General features: G+C 70.8%; 11 protein-coding genes. 8 read left to right on the top strand and 3 right to left on the bottom strand.

The features are described from left to right. The first annotated feature begins 6 nt into the window (after positions 1-6). Positions 7-2,895, top strand: coding sequence for an MMPL family transporter (locus tag IT072_RS08560; protein ID WP_223360519.1), 2,889 nt, complete (start codon positions 7-9; stop codon positions 2,893-2,895). After that, on the top strand, positions 2,895-4,856 hold the full coding sequence (locus tag IT072_RS08555) for a YhgE/Pip domain-containing protein (protein WP_223360517.1): 1,962 nt from the start codon (positions 2,895-2,897) through the stop codon (positions 4,854-4,856). Before IT072_RS08560 ends, IT072_RS08555 begins: the two co-directional genes overlap by 1 nt. 21 nt (positions 4,857-4,877) lie before the next feature. Here IT072_RS08555 and IT072_RS08550 read toward each other — a convergent pair whose 3' ends face one another. Beyond that, the gene (locus IT072_RS08550) at positions 4,878-6,032 is read right to left on the bottom strand and encodes an SLC13 family permease (protein ID WP_223360516.1); all 1,155 of its coding nucleotides are present in this window, start codon (positions 6,030-6,032) and stop codon (positions 4,878-4,880) included. A 76-nt stretch (positions 6,033-6,108) separates the two neighbouring features. On the opposite strand from IT072_RS08550, the gene IT072_RS08545 reads away from it, so the two are divergent. Next, positions 6,109-6,327 carry a hypothetical protein gene (locus tag IT072_RS08545; RefSeq protein WP_223360514.1) on the top strand — a complete coding sequence of 73 codons (219 nt, stop codon included), beginning with the start codon at positions 6,109-6,111 and terminating at the stop codon, positions 6,325-6,327. A 109-nt stretch (positions 6,328-6,436) separates the two neighbouring features. Continuing rightward, positions 6,437-6,880: a hypothetical protein gene (locus IT072_RS08540; protein ID WP_223360513.1), complete on the top strand. Its 444-nt coding sequence runs from the start codon at positions 6,437-6,439 to the stop codon at positions 6,878-6,880. 27 nt (positions 6,881-6,907) lie between these two features. On the opposite strand, the gene IT072_RS08535 is transcribed toward IT072_RS08540, so the two are convergent. Continuing rightward, positions 6,908-8,284: a glucose-6-phosphate dehydrogenase gene (locus IT072_RS08535; RefSeq protein ID WP_223360512.1), complete on the bottom strand. Its 1,377-nt coding sequence runs from the start codon at positions 8,282-8,284 to the stop codon at positions 6,908-6,910. A gap of 29 nt (positions 8,285-8,313) precedes the next feature. Between IT072_RS08535 and IT072_RS08530 the strand changes: the two genes are divergently transcribed. The 3 genes from IT072_RS08530 to IT072_RS08520 are packed head-to-tail and all read left to right on the top strand — an operon-like array spanning position 8,314 to position 10,888. Further along, positions 8,314-10,089, top strand: a complete 1,776-nt coding sequence (locus IT072_RS08530; RefSeq protein ID WP_223360511.1) for a glycoside hydrolase family 15 protein — start codon at positions 8,314-8,316, stop codon at positions 10,087-10,089. Then, the gene (clpS, locus tag IT072_RS08525) at positions 10,086-10,388 is read left to right on the top strand and encodes an ATP-dependent Clp protease adapter ClpS (RefSeq protein ID WP_442786793.1); all 303 of its coding nucleotides are present in this window, start codon (positions 10,086-10,088) and stop codon (positions 10,386-10,388) included. Before IT072_RS08530 ends, clpS begins: the two co-directional genes overlap by 4 nt. Further along, positions 10,385-10,888, top strand: coding sequence for a DUF2017 family protein (locus IT072_RS08520; RefSeq protein WP_223360510.1), 504 nt, complete (start codon positions 10,385-10,387; stop codon positions 10,886-10,888). Before clpS ends, IT072_RS08520 begins: the two co-directional genes overlap by 4 nt. 30 nt (positions 10,889-10,918) lie before the next feature. Here IT072_RS08520 and IT072_RS08515 read toward each other — a convergent pair whose 3' ends face one another. Next, positions 10,919-12,040, bottom strand: coding sequence for a baeRF8 domain-containing protein (locus tag IT072_RS08515; protein WP_223360509.1), 1,122 nt, complete (start codon positions 12,038-12,040; stop codon positions 10,919-10,921). A 181-nt stretch (positions 12,041-12,221) separates the two neighbouring features. Here IT072_RS08515 and IT072_RS08510 point away from each other — a divergent pair, with 181 nt between their 5' ends. Beyond that, positions 12,222-13,328, top strand: coding sequence for an AI-2E family transporter (locus tag IT072_RS08510; protein WP_223360508.1), 1,107 nt, complete (start codon positions 12,222-12,224; stop codon positions 13,326-13,328). The last annotated feature ends 66 nt before the right edge of the window (positions 13,329-13,394 follow it).

The following is a 13,394-nucleotide window of genomic DNA, read 5'->3' as shown; positions in this document are numbered from 1 at the left end:
GAACGTGTGTCCTCACTCCTGTATTCGATCGGCCGCTGGGCCTTCCGCGCCCGCAAGCTGGTCGTCTCGCTGTGGCTGTTGCTGCTCGTGCTGCTCGCCGGCGGCGCGGTCGCGTTCAACCACGGCACCGACAACACCTTCAGCATCCCGGGCACCGAGTCGCAGGAGGCGCTCGACACGCTGAGCCGCACCTTCCCGCAGGTCAGCGGGACGAGCGCACAGATCGTGGTCGTCGCGCCCGAGGGCGAGACCGTCGACCAGCCCGCGATCACGCACCCCGTGGAGTCCACCGTCGCCGACCTCGCGAAGGTCGACGGGGTGTCGGGGGCGACCTCCCCGTACAGCACGACCGTCAAGAACCTCATCTCGGACGACCGCACGGCGGCGATCATCACCGTGCAGCTGACCGGCCAGCAGACCACCGTCACCGCGGAGACGAAGACCGCTCTGAAAGACGCGGGGGCCGAGCTGCAGAAGGAGCTCCCCGACGGCTCGCGGGTCGCGGTGGGCGGGCAGTTGTTCTCCCAGAGCCTGCCGACGCTCTCCCTCACCGAGCTCGTCGGCGTGGGGATCGCGCTCGTCGTGCTCATCGTGACGTTCGGCTCGATCATCGCCGCGGGGATGCCTCTGGCGACGGCGCTGCTCGGCGTCGCGCTCTCGATGGCGCTGATCTTCATCGCCACCGTCTTCGGCCCCATCTCCTCCACCACCCCGCTCCTCGCGCTCATGCTCGGCCTGGCGGTCGGCATCGACTACTCGCTGTTCATCATCTCGCGACATCAGAGCCAGTTGAAGGCCGGCGTCGATCCCGAGGAGTCGACGGCCCGCTCGGTCGCCACAGCCGGGTCCGCGGTGCTCTTCGCGGGCATCACGGTGATCATCGCGCTGGCCGGGCTCGCCGTGGCGAACATCCCCTTCCTCACGACCATGGGCTTCGCCGCCTCGGCGGCCGTCGCCGTCGCCGTTCTCGTCGCACTGACTCTGACGCCCGCGCTCCTCGGCTTCGCCGGTGCGCGGATCACTCCGGGACGACGCGCCGGCCGCCGCGCCGCGAAGCGCGCTGCGCGGGCGTCGACCTCCGCGGGGACCGCGGCCACGGCGCCCGACTCTGCCGACGCGCCCGCGGAATCCGCATCCACCCCCTCCGCGACGCCCAGCCTCGCGCACGCCGCGACGGCCGAGATCCCACGCGGCTTCTTCCGCGGCTGGGTCCGCGCCGTCACCCGCTTCCCGATCGTCACGGTGGTCGCGGTCGTCGTCGCGCTCGGGATCGCCGCCCTGCCCGCGATGCAGCTGCGGCTCGCCCTTCCGGACGCGGGCTCGCACGCCTCCGACGACCCCGCCCGCATCACCTACGACCTGATCTCGGAGCACTTCGGCCCCGGCTACAACGGCCCGCTGATCGTCACCGGCTCGATCATCTCCAGCACCGACCCGGTCGGGCTGATGGACAAGATCGGCGCGGAGATCGCGGACCTGCCCGGTGTCGCCGCGGTGCCACTGGCGACGCCGAACGCGACCGCGGACACCGGCATCGTCCAGGTCATCCCGACGACGGGCCCCGACGACCAGCGCACCTCCGACCTGGTCGCCGAGCTGCGGGCCAAGCACCAGCACTTCCTCGACGAGTACGGGGTCGATCTCAAGGTGACGGGGACGACCGCCGCCCAGATCGACGTCTCCAACCGCCTCGCGGGGGCTCTGCTGCCGTTCGGCATCCTCGTCGTCGGTCTCTCGCTCGTGCTGCTCACGATGGTGTTCCGCTCGATCGCCGTGCCCATCAAAGCCGCGCTCGGCTATCTGCTCTCCGTCGGCGTCGCCTTCGGCGCGGTGACCGCGGTCTTCGAATGGGGGTGGCTCGCCGACGCGCTGCACGTGGACAAGACCGGTCCCGTGATCAGTTTCATGCCGATCATCCTCATGGGCGTGCTGTTCGGCCTCGCGATGGACTACGAGGTGTTCCTCGTCAGCCGGATCCGCGAGGACTATGTGCACGGCAAAGATGCGCGGCGCGCGGTGCAGAGCGGTTTCGTCGGCTCCGCCAAGGTCGTCACCGCGGCCGCGATCATCATGATCTCCGTCTTCGCCGCGTTCGTCCCGGAGGGTGACACCTCCATCAAGCCGATCGCCCTCGGCCTCGCGGTGGGCGTCTTCGTCGATGCCTTCATCGTGCGCATGACGCTGGTTCCCGCGGTACTGCAGCTCCTCGGCGACAAAGCATGGTGGATGCCGCGCTGGCTCGACCGCGTCCTCCCCTCGTTCGACGTGGAGGGCGACGGCCTGCAGAAGGAGCTGGAACTGGCGGAGTGGCCGGAGCCCGGCGCGCGCTTCGTCGCCGCGGCGGACGGTCTCGCGGTGAGCGTGCGTGGCCGTCCGGTGCTCCGCGACGTCTCGTTCCGGCTCGGCGACGGCGAGGTGCTCGTCGTCCACGGCGACGACCGCACCGCCGCGCTGACCCTGCTGATGGCCGTGTCCGGCCGCACCAAGCCGGACGCCGGCACGATGAAGGTCGCCGGCCTGGTACTCCCGACACGTGGCTCGGGCGTGCGCTCCCGCACCTCCGTCGTCCGCCTCGACGCCTCCGACACCCCGGTCGACGACGTGCGGCGCGCCCTCGCCAGCCGACCGCAGCTGCTCGCGCTCGACGCCGTCGACGCCGTAACCGATCCCGTGGAGCGGCGCCGCATCCACTCGGAGCTGACGGCCGCGCTCAGCCGCGCCCGCGTCGAGCAGCGCCCGTTCGCGCTCGTCGTCAGCTGCGTCGACCCGTCCGGCCTCGACGATCTGCTCCCCGACGGGGTCGAGACCGGCACCGTGCTCCTGCCGGACGACCCCACCGCTTCCCCCGACCGCACGGCCCACCAGCCGGCCCACCTCGAGAAGGCGAACGCCTGATGACCACCCCCTCCCCCCTCCGCCGGCCCCGCTCGCTGTTCTCGTTGGAGCGCGTGCGCTCCGACAAGCGCATCACCTGGCTCACCATCGTCGGCATCGTGCTCGTGCCGCTCACCATCGGCGGCCTGCTCGTCTGGGCGCTGTGGAACCCGACCGAGCGTCTCGGCGATGTCAAGGCCGCGGTCGTCAACCTGGACCAGCCCGTGAAGGTCGACGGCAAGACCGTGCCGCTGGGCCGCCAGCTCTCGGCCGGGCTGCTCGACAGCGAGAACGACAACTTCTCCTGGGTGCTCACCGATCAGAAGGACGCCGACGCGGGCATCGCCGACGGCACCTACGTCGCGGTGGTCACCATCCCGAAATCGTTCTCGAAGGCGGCGACCTCCCCTTCGGGCGACGCCGCCGACGCCACGCAGGCGACGATCGACGTGCGCACCAGCGACAAGTCGAAACTCGTCGACCCCGCGATCAGCCAGGTCGTCACGAGCACGGCCACGACGGTGCTCAACAAGCAGCTCACGTCGACCTACCTCGAGAACGTCTACGTCGGCTTCAACACCCTGCACGACCAGATCGGCCAGGCCGCCACCGGTGCCGCCTCGCTCTCCGACGGCCTCACCCAGCTGACGAGCGGCACCCACCAGTTGAACGACGCCGCCGGGCAGCTCTCCACGGGAGCGTCGTCGCTGGCGAGCGGGACCGCGCAGCTGAGCTCGGGGGCGAGCGGGCTGTCGAGCGGGCTCGCGAAGTTGTCCGACGGAGCGTCGGGACTCGCGGGCGGGCTTTCGACGATCCAGAACTCGATGGGCGACGTCCAAGCGGGCGCCGATCAGATCGCGACGGGAACATCGGGAGTGTCCAGCGGCGTGTCCAAGACATCTGCCGCGCTCGACGCCCTCGCCGCGAGCTGTCCCGCGGCCGACCCGGTGTGCGTTCAGGTAGCCGCGATCGCGAAGGGGATGACAACGGCGGCAGATGGCCAGCCCAGCCTCGTCGACGCGGCCGCCCAGACGGCCGCCGGCGCGTCGAAGTACTCGAAGAGCCTCCCCACCCTCACGGACGGAATCGCCCAATCCGCCACGGCCGCCCAGCAGCTCGCCTCCGGCACCCAGCAGTCCGCCTCCGGCGCCGCCCAGGTCGCGTCGGGCGCGTCCCAGTCCGCGAGCGGTGCCGCGCAGCTCTCCGACGGCGTCTCGCAGCTCGCCTCGGGTGTCGCACCGCTCGCCTCCGGCGCCGACCAGTCGGCCTCGGGTGCGGCCTCCCTCGCCTCCGGCCTGAAGTCGGCCGTGGCACAGCTGCCGAGCTACGACTCCGGCGAGCGCACCAATCTGGCGTCCGTCGTCTCCGATCCGGTGACGCAGAAGACCAGCGGCACCTCCGCGTTCGGTTCGACGAGCATCCCGCTGTTCGCCTCCGTCGCGCTCTGGCTGGGCGCGCTCGCGTCGTTCCTCGTGCTGCAGGCCGTCTCGCGGCGCGCGCTGCTGACCTCGCGCGCCGCAGGGCTGATCGTATTGGACGGGTTCGTCCCCGCCGCTGTCCTCGGCGCGGTGCAGGGCGTGCTCGTCGCGGCCATCATGCAGCCGGCGCTCTCGCTCGACGCGGGACGGTGGTTCGGCTTCGCGGCGGTCGCGATCGGCGTGGGGGTCGCGTTCGCCGCGGTCAACCACGGGCTCGTCGCGCTCCTCGGCGGTGTCGGACGGTTCCTCTCCATGCTGGTCGTCGTGGTCACGCTGGCCTCGGGGATCGTGTCGACGGCGCCCGCGTTCTTCGACGCCGCGATACCGTGGCTGCCGACCTCGCCGGCGATCACAGCGCTGCAGGGTGTCGTGGCCGGCAGCTCGGACGTCTGGCGCGGACTCGGCGGCCTGCTGCTCTGGGCCGCGTTGGGGTTCGGCCTCGCCCTCTTCGCCATCGCACGCAGGCGCGTGGTGCGGGCGGCGCAGTTGCTGCCCGCGGAGTAGTGGCGCGACGCGGCGCCGGCCTCAGGCGGTCACTGCCAGCGCCAGCGTCGCCAGCACCACGGTGAGCGGCGCGACCACGAGCCCGAGCAGCACGTAGCGCCTCCAGCGCAGGTCCACATCGAACGACGTCAGGCGCTGATGCCAGAGGAGAGTCGCGAGCGAGGCCCACGGGGTGATCAGCGGTCCCGCGTTGACGCCGATCAGGAGGGCGGCGAGGCGCACGGGCGACCCGGCGACGGGCTCCAGGGCGAGATAGGCCGGGAGGTTGTCGATGGCGTTGGCGCCGACCATCCCGGTCAGCGAGAGGCGCAGGAGCGCCAGCGGGGAGTCCCCCGTCCCGGACACGGCGGCGAGCAGCTGGCCGAGCCCGAGGGCGTGCAGCGCCTCGATGAACAGGAAGAGGCCGGAGGCGAGCACGACGAGCTGCCACGGGACGAGGCCGAACCGGAGCACCGAGCGGCGGCGGACGAGGAACACGACGGCGAGCGCGACGGCGGCTGCCGACGCGGGCAGCCACACCGGGAGCCCCGAGACGAGCAGCGGTACCAGCGCCACCACGACGACCGCACTGGCCGTGAACAGGACCCGATCGCCGACCGGCTCCTCCTCCCCCGCCTCGTAGCGCACGACCAGGGAGCGCCGGGAGATGAGGAACACGGCGACCATCGGCACGACCATCGCGACCACGGCGGGCGCCCACATGAGCGCGGCGAAGGCTGCGGGCGACGGATCGCCCATGGCGTGTTGCGCCAGCAGGTTCGTGAGGTTCGACACCGGCAGCAGCAGCGAGCCGGCGTTCGCCATCCACACCGTCGTCAGCGCGAACGGCAGGGGGTTGAGTCCCGCGTGGCGGGCGAGCACGATCACGACCGGCGTGAGCAGCACCGCTGTGGTGTCCAGCGAGAGGAACACGGTGCAGAGGGCGGCGACGAGAACGACGAACAGCCAGAGCACCCACGCGCGGCCGCGCCCCCACCGCGCCGTGCGCTGCGCCACCCAGGTGAACAGCCCAGCCTCCGCGGCGAGCTCCGTGACGACGGTCACCGCGACGACGAAAAGCAGGATGGGCCACACGCGGTCCCACAGCTCGGCCACCTCCGGCAGCGGGAGGATGCCGACGGCGACGGCGATCACGCCGAGAATCAGGAGCACCGCTCCCACCAACGCAGTGCGCATCCGGTCCCTTCCGTCCTGGCCGGGTCCCTCCGGCGCCGTAGGCAGCGTACGCTACGGGGAGAGCGGAAGGATGCGGATGCGCAAGTACGTCTTCAACGGTGCGGTGATCTCGGCCGTCCTCGGTCTGTGGACCACCATCCAGTCGACGAAGAACGGGGTGCGCGACTGGCGCGTTCCGCTGCTCTGGATCGGCGCAGCCATCTCGCTGGCGATCGCGATCGGCACCGTCATCGACGAGTCCAAGGAGGCGGCCGAGCGCGAATCCAAGCCGCTCGGCGCCCGCAAGAGCTCCTGAACCTCGCTCTCCCGCGGATTTCCGCTGGTCAACCGGCGTGTCCGGGAGGGAGAGGGCGCGTTCCTCACCGACACTGGTATACGACGAGGGCCAGGAGAGGGGTATCGCGATGTTTGGACGCAGGCGGCACGCCGCAGCCGAGGTTCCGGCGGCGCCGGTGCCTCAGTTGACGGATGCGCAGATCCTCGAGATCGTGCACGGGAAGATCGCCGCGCTGATCGGCGAGGACGGCGAGTGGACGGTCTCGCGCCGGTCCGCCGACGACACCGACACGATCTTCCACTCCGTGCTCGCGCAGTCGGTCTCCGTCGGGATCGCCGCCGCCCTGGTCGACGCCCGCCGGCGCCTGGAAGCCGGCGACATGGGCGCCGTCACCGAGCCGCAGCACCTGGCCGAGCCGGAGGAGACCCCGGCGGCCGACAGCACCCGGACGGCCGACCAGGGCGAGCCCGCCGCGTTCAGCTGGGAGCCTGCCCCGATCACCGTCTGGACCGACCTCCGCAAGCCCGTCACGGGCGAGATCCCGGCGATCGCCGAGCGCAACGCCGCCTGACGACCGCCGTCCGCTCGCGCGGCCGGATCAGCCCACCCTCTTCCACGACGCCGGACCCGCCGACCCCGCTCGGTAGTTCTGCAGCGGGACCTCGTCCTTCGCCCACTCCGTCAGCACCGGCGCCACGATGCGCCAGCAGTCGACCGCCGTGTCGGCACGCACCGACAGCGCCGGGTCGCCGTCGAGGATGCCCTCCAGCACCTCCGCGTAGGCCAGCAGCTGGCCCGGGCCGAACTCCAACCGCATCGCCGCCCGCTCGATCTCGAACGGGTCGCCCGGGCCGTTGATGTTGATCTCCAGGGACATCTCGTCGGGGGCGAGCATGACGCGCAGCACCGTCGGCTCGCGGGTGCCTCTGAGGCCCTTCGGGACGTGCCGGGCCGGCTTGAACGTGACGACGACCTCCCGCCGCCGCTCCCCGAGCGCCTTGCCCGACCGCAGCGTGAACGGCACGCCGGCCCAGCGCCAGGTGTCGATCTGCACGGTCACCTCGGCGAGCGTCTCGGTGCCCCGCGCGGGGTCGACACCCGGCTCCTTGACGTAGGCGGGGACCGACTCGCCCTCGACGGTGCCGGCGGTGTAGCGGGCGCGTCTGCTGGACTCCTTCGGGCTGTCCTTCCACACCCGGGTCGCGCGCAGGACGGTCGCCTTCGCGTCGCGCAGGTCGGTCGCGTCGAGGGTCGACGGCGGCTCCATCGCCACGATGGCGAGGACCTGCAGCAGGTGGCTCTGGATCATGTCGACCAGGGCGCCGGCGTTGTCGTAGTAGCGGGCGCGCCCCTCGAGCGCGAGCGTCTCGTCATAGACGATGTCGACGCGCTCGATGTGGTCGGCGTTCCACAGCGGCTCGAGGATGCTGTTCGCGAACCGCAGGCCGATCAGATTGAAGACCGTGGACCGGCCGAGGAAGTGGTCGACGCGGTGGATGCGCTCCTCCGGCACGAGCGTCGCGAGCTGCTTGTTGAGCGCGATCGCGCTGCGCTTGTCCGTGCCGAACGGCTTCTCGAGCGCGAGCGTCAGACCGCGCGGCAGGTGCATCGTCCCGAGAACGGCGCACGCCTTGGCAGTGATCGCGGGCGGGAGCGCGAAGTAGAGCGCGGGAGCTCCCTCGCACGCGTCGAAGATGCGCTGGAGGTCGTCCGCGCGGGTGACGTCCGCCTGCACGTAGACGGTCTCCTTCAGCACGCGCTCGACCGTCGGGCCCGAGGCCCGGATGGTCTTGAACGATGCCCGCACCACCGAGCGCCAATGCGCGTCGGTCCAGTCCTCGAAGCCGGCGCCGACCAGCCGGAAGCGCCGGTCGGGGTGATCCGAGAGCAACTGGCCGATGGCGGGGAGGAGAAGGCGGGCGGAGAGATCGCCGCTCGCTCCGAGAATCGCGAGAGTGTCGACCGACTGCGTCATGGACTTCACAGTACGGCCATACTGGGGATATGTCGCTCCCCATCGAGGATTACGCCCTGATCAGTGACTGCTTCACCGGAGCGCTCGTCGGCAAGGACGGCAGCATCGACTGGCTGTGCCTGCCCCGCTACGACTCCGCGTCGATGTTCGGGGCCCTGCTCGGCACCGAGGATCACGGCCGCTGGCTCGTCGCCCCCACGGACGCCACCGCCGAGAGCACGCGCCGCTACGACGGCGACACGATGATCCTGGTGACGCGCTGGCGCACGCCGGACGGCGAAGTGGAAGTCACCGACGCGATGCCCATGGGCGACCATCGTGCCGATGTGGTGCGGCGGGTGCGCGGCGTGCGCGGGACGGTGCGGATGCAGCAGGACCTCCGCATCCGCTTCGGCTACGCCTCGGCCGTGCCGTGGGTGCGTAAGGACACCTCCGAACGGCCGTCCGCCCTGGTGGCGGTGGCCGGCCCCGACGCGATCGTCGTCCGCGGGCCGATGCTGCACGCAGCCGATCACTCGCACCACGGCGAGTTCGACGTGAAGGCCGGCGAGACCGTCGACCTCAGCCTGACCTGGTTCCCCTCCCACCGGCCGACCCCCGAGGCCCTCGACGTCGAGCACGCGCTCCGGGAGACACGCGGCTGGTGGACCGGCTGGGCAGCAGGCTGCTCCCACGACGGCCCGTACCGCGACGAGGTCGTGCGATCGCTCCTGCTGCTGCGGGCGCTGACCCACCTCGAGACCGGCGGGATCGTGGCGGCGGCGACCACCTCCCTGCCCGAGGCGTTCGGCGGCGAGCGGAACTGGGACTACCGGTACGTGTGGCTGCGGGACGCCTCCCTCACCATCGCGGTGCTGCTGGCGCACGGGTACGACGACTATGTCGACCATTGGCGCGACTGGCTGCTGCGGGCGATCGCCGGCGACCCGGCCGACCTGCAGATCATGTACGGCCTCTCCGGCGAGCGCGACCTCGCGGAGCGGGAGCTGTCGTCGCTGCCCGGCTATCAGGGCGCGCACCCCGTTCGGGTCGGCAATGGCGCCTCCACGCAGTTCCAGGGCGACGTGATCGGCGAGGTCATGATCGCTCTCCGGCGCGGCCGCGAGGACGGGAGCGAAGAGACGAAGTTCTCCTGGGCGCTGCAGCGTGCGCTCCTGGGGTACCTGGAACAGCACTGGCGGGATGCCGACCACGGAATCTGGGAGATCCGGGGCGAGCCGCAGGCCTTCACCCATTCCCGCGCAATGGTGTGGGCCGCGTTCGACTCCGCCATCCAGGCCGTCGAGCGCGACGGTCTGGACGGCCCCGTCGTGCGCTGGCGTGCGCTGCGCGACGAAGTGCGCGCCGACATCGAGGCCAACGGGTTCGACGCCGTGCGCGGCACGTACGTGCAGCACTACGGCTCCTCCGAGGTCGACGCCTCGCTGCTCCAACTGGCGCAGGTCGGCTATTGCGATTGGGAGGACCCGCGGATGCTCGGCACCGTGCGGGCGATCGAGGAGGATCTGCTGCGTCACGGGCTGGTGCTGCGCTATCGCACGGAGAAGGGGGTCGACGGTCTCCCTCCCGGGGAGCACCCGTTCCTCGCCTGCTCGTTCTGGCTGGTGGAGCAGTACGCACGCTCGCACCGCCTGGACGACGCGACGCGACTCATGGACCGCCTGGTGGCGCTCGCCAACGACGTCGGCATGATCTCCGAGGAGTACGACGTCGACGGGCGGTCGCAGGCCGGCAACACCCCGCAGGCGCTCACCCACCTCACTCTGGTGCGCGCGGCGGACGCGATCGCGGCGGCCGGCCGGTGACGGACGCCCGACCGGCGGAACGTACCGAGGGCGCCCTCGGGGTCGAGGAGCGCCTGGAGCTCGGGTCGCCGTGGGTGACCCTCGTCTGGAACGACCCCGTGAACCTCATGTCCTACGTGACGCACGTGTTCCAGACTTATTTCGGGTATCCCCGCCGGGAGGCCGAACGGCTCATGATGCTGGTACACACCGAGGGCCGCGCCGTCGTCGCGACCGGGACGCGCGAGGAGATGGAGCGGCACGTGGAGGCGATGCACGACTACGGTCTCTGGGCCACGCTGACGAAGGCGGACGCATGAGGCTGTTCCGCCCGGCGGGCCACGGGAGCGTCACCGCCCGCTTCGAGCCGGAGGAGGCCGAACTCCTCCTGCGGCTCGCCGCGGACGCCGCCGAGCTCGCCTCCGAGGCCGCCGCGGTCGACGACGACCTGCGCGCCGACCCGGCCCTCATCCGCCTGATGCCCGACGCCTACCCGGGCGACGCGAAGGCCTCCGCCGAGTTCCGCCGGTTCACCGCGGACGGGATCGCCGAGCGCAAGGCCCTCAACGCGCGCATCGTCGTCGAATGCCTCGCCCGCTCCGACGCCTCCCGGGTGGATGTCACCCTGGACGAGGCACAGGCGACGGCCTGGCTGCGCTGCCTCACCGACATCCGGCTCGTGCTCGCGGCACGCCTCGGCATCGTGCAGGACGGCGACGAGGGCGACCAGCACGACGAGGAGTCGCAGATCCGCCGGACGGTCTTCGACTGGCTCGCCGTCGTGCAGGAGTCCCTCGTTCTCTCGCTCGGCCGCGGCTAGGGCCGAGCGCCACGGCGGGCGCGTCCCGGCTCAGACCGGGAACCGCACCGCGGCCGCGACCGCGCCTCCACCCGGCACGTCCTCGGAGCGGACGGCGTAGACCCTCGCCTTGGAGGCCAGCGACCGGCGGATGATCTCGTCGACGACTCCGTAGTATCCGGGCGCGTCGTCGGGCGCGAAGCTGATCGCACCGCTCTCGTCGTCGACGGTTCCCGGCACGCGACGGTCGATGTCGAAGACGAGCGCCTCGACCGCGCCGAACGTCGCCGCACGTGCGATGTCGCTGAGGTCGACGAGCGCCGTGCCCGCAGCGATCCGCGCCTCGAAATCGTCCTTGATCTCCTCCGTCCTGCGGGCGTAGACGGCGTCGAGCACGCCTCGGGCGGCGGCGGAGAGCTCCTCGTCGGTCTTGTCCTCGGGATTGCCGCCGATGGTCTCCTCGACGAGATGGGGATAGGCGCTCGCGCCGCGGAAGATGCCGCTCAGCGGCTCCGCCGCGGCCAGGATGAGCGGCTCCGTGCTGTTCGCGAGCAGCGGGTGCAGCGCCCGGTCGATCGCCTGCACGTATTCCAGCATCCGCACCTTCTGGCCTTCGGAGCCCTGGATGCGTCCGTCGGGCGAGCGCCCGCTGATCGAGGCCAGGCCCGCGGCCGATGCCACGTCCTGCGGCATCCCCTCGACCTCCACCACGGTGGGAGGCGCCTCCGCGGCGATCCGGATCAACCGCACCGAGTTCTGCGCGAGTGCGAGGATGAGGGCGGACTGGGGGAAGGTGACTGCGCGCAGCAGCGGTTTGACGTAGAAGCGGTCGGCGACTTCGCACGCGCCGTTCAGTCGGTTCGGGAGGCGGAAGGTCTCGGCCACCTCGCCGTCGAGGAAGACCGCGAGTGAGCGGGACTGGTAGCGCCAGAAGTCGCGGTCCTCCAGGATCAGCTCCCCCTCGGCCTGCACGGCCCCGACCCGGGCCTTGGCCACGCCGAGGGACTCGAGCGCGCGGACCGCCTGGCTGAGATGGTTCTTGAGCTCGATGCGTGCCCGGTCCGCTTCCGGCGGGGTGGTGCCCGTGGGCAGATAGATGCTCACGCAGCCCGGTTCGCGATGTGCGGCGATCCGCTCGATGTCGGCCTTGGTGGGAATGTCCTTGTACTCCACGCGTCCTCCTCGGTCGTCGGCGGCCGCGGTCCTCCGCGACCGTTCCGTTCAGTCTCGTCCGCCGCCTCCAGTGCCACAAGACGCAAATGCGCTGTGCCGCCGCGCGTCCATGCGGTGCGTGTTGCACTTGTCGCCCATCAGCGCGGCCAATACGCTCAGCTGGAACCTGAAGGAGGGCGCGATGCGCTTCACCCGTCCGCCGGCGACCCCGGCCTCCCGTGCGATCGAGGAGCGACGCTCGGAGCCGCTCGTGAACCGCAGCCCGCTGCTGTTCGGCTATCTGATCACGCTGGGCGCGGTGGGTGCGGTGGTCACCGGCCTCATGCTGTACGGGCTGCGCTCGATCATCTTCTCGGTGTTCCTCGCGGCGTTCGCGACCGTCGGCCTGGACCCGTTGATCCGCTGGTTCCAGCGCCGCGGCATGAAGCGCGGCTGGGCGATCGTCACCGTCAGCCTCCTGCTCATCGGCGTGATCGTCGCGATCATCTGGGTGGTGCTCCCCCTGGTGATCGAGCAGATCCAGTCGCTCGCGGTCTCGATCCCCAAGCAGATCGCCGCCCTGAAGGCGCAAGGGTGGTTCGACCCCGCCAATGAGACCAGCAACGGCACCCTCGCCGCCGCCCTCAACTGGATCGCGAAGGAGGTGCAGGAACCACAGCTCTGGGCGAGCGTCGGCTCGGGGCTGGTCGGGTTCGGCCTCTCGGTCGTCAACGGCCTCACGACCGGCTTCTTCATCGCCATCCTGACGCTCTACTTCATCGCCTCCTACGACGCGACCAAGGCCTCCCTGTACCGGCTCGTCTCGAAGTCGCACCGCGACAGCTTCACCAAGTACACCGAGCGCATCCTGCAGAACTTCGGCAAGTACCTGAGCGGGATGGTCGTCCTCGCATTCTTCAACGCCGTCTACAGCACGATCCTCCTCGTCGTCACGGGCGTCCCCGGAGCATTCCTCATCGGTCTCGCCGCGTTCTTCATCACGCTCATCCCGCTCATCGGAACGGTCCTGACCACGGCGGTGATGACCGTCCTCGCACTTATCCACTCCCCTGTGAGCGCGGTCGTCGTCCTCATCTTCATGCTGATCTACATGCAGGTGGAGGCGTACATCCTGACCCCCAAGGTCATGGGCAAGGCGGTCCAGGTCCCCGGCTCCGTCGTCCTCATCTCCGCCCTCGCCGGCTCCACGCTCTTCGGCCTCCCCGGCGCCCTGGTCGCCATCCCCATCTCCGCCGGCATCATCCTGATCATCAAAGAGGTCGTCATGCCCCGCAAGGAGCTCCGCTGACCGCCGACACACCCGAGGATCACTCGATTGGCGGAGCGGCCGAAACCGATGCTAATGTTGAGCCTC

Origin of the sequence: Leifsonia sp. ZF2019, from assembly GCF_019924635.1 — a bacterium.
GTDB lineage: Bacteria > Actinomycetota > Actinomycetes > Actinomycetales > Microbacteriaceae > Leifsonia.
The sequence above is the reverse complement of the archived record's forward strand: the minus strand, read 5'-3'. Positions and strand labels throughout refer to the sequence as shown.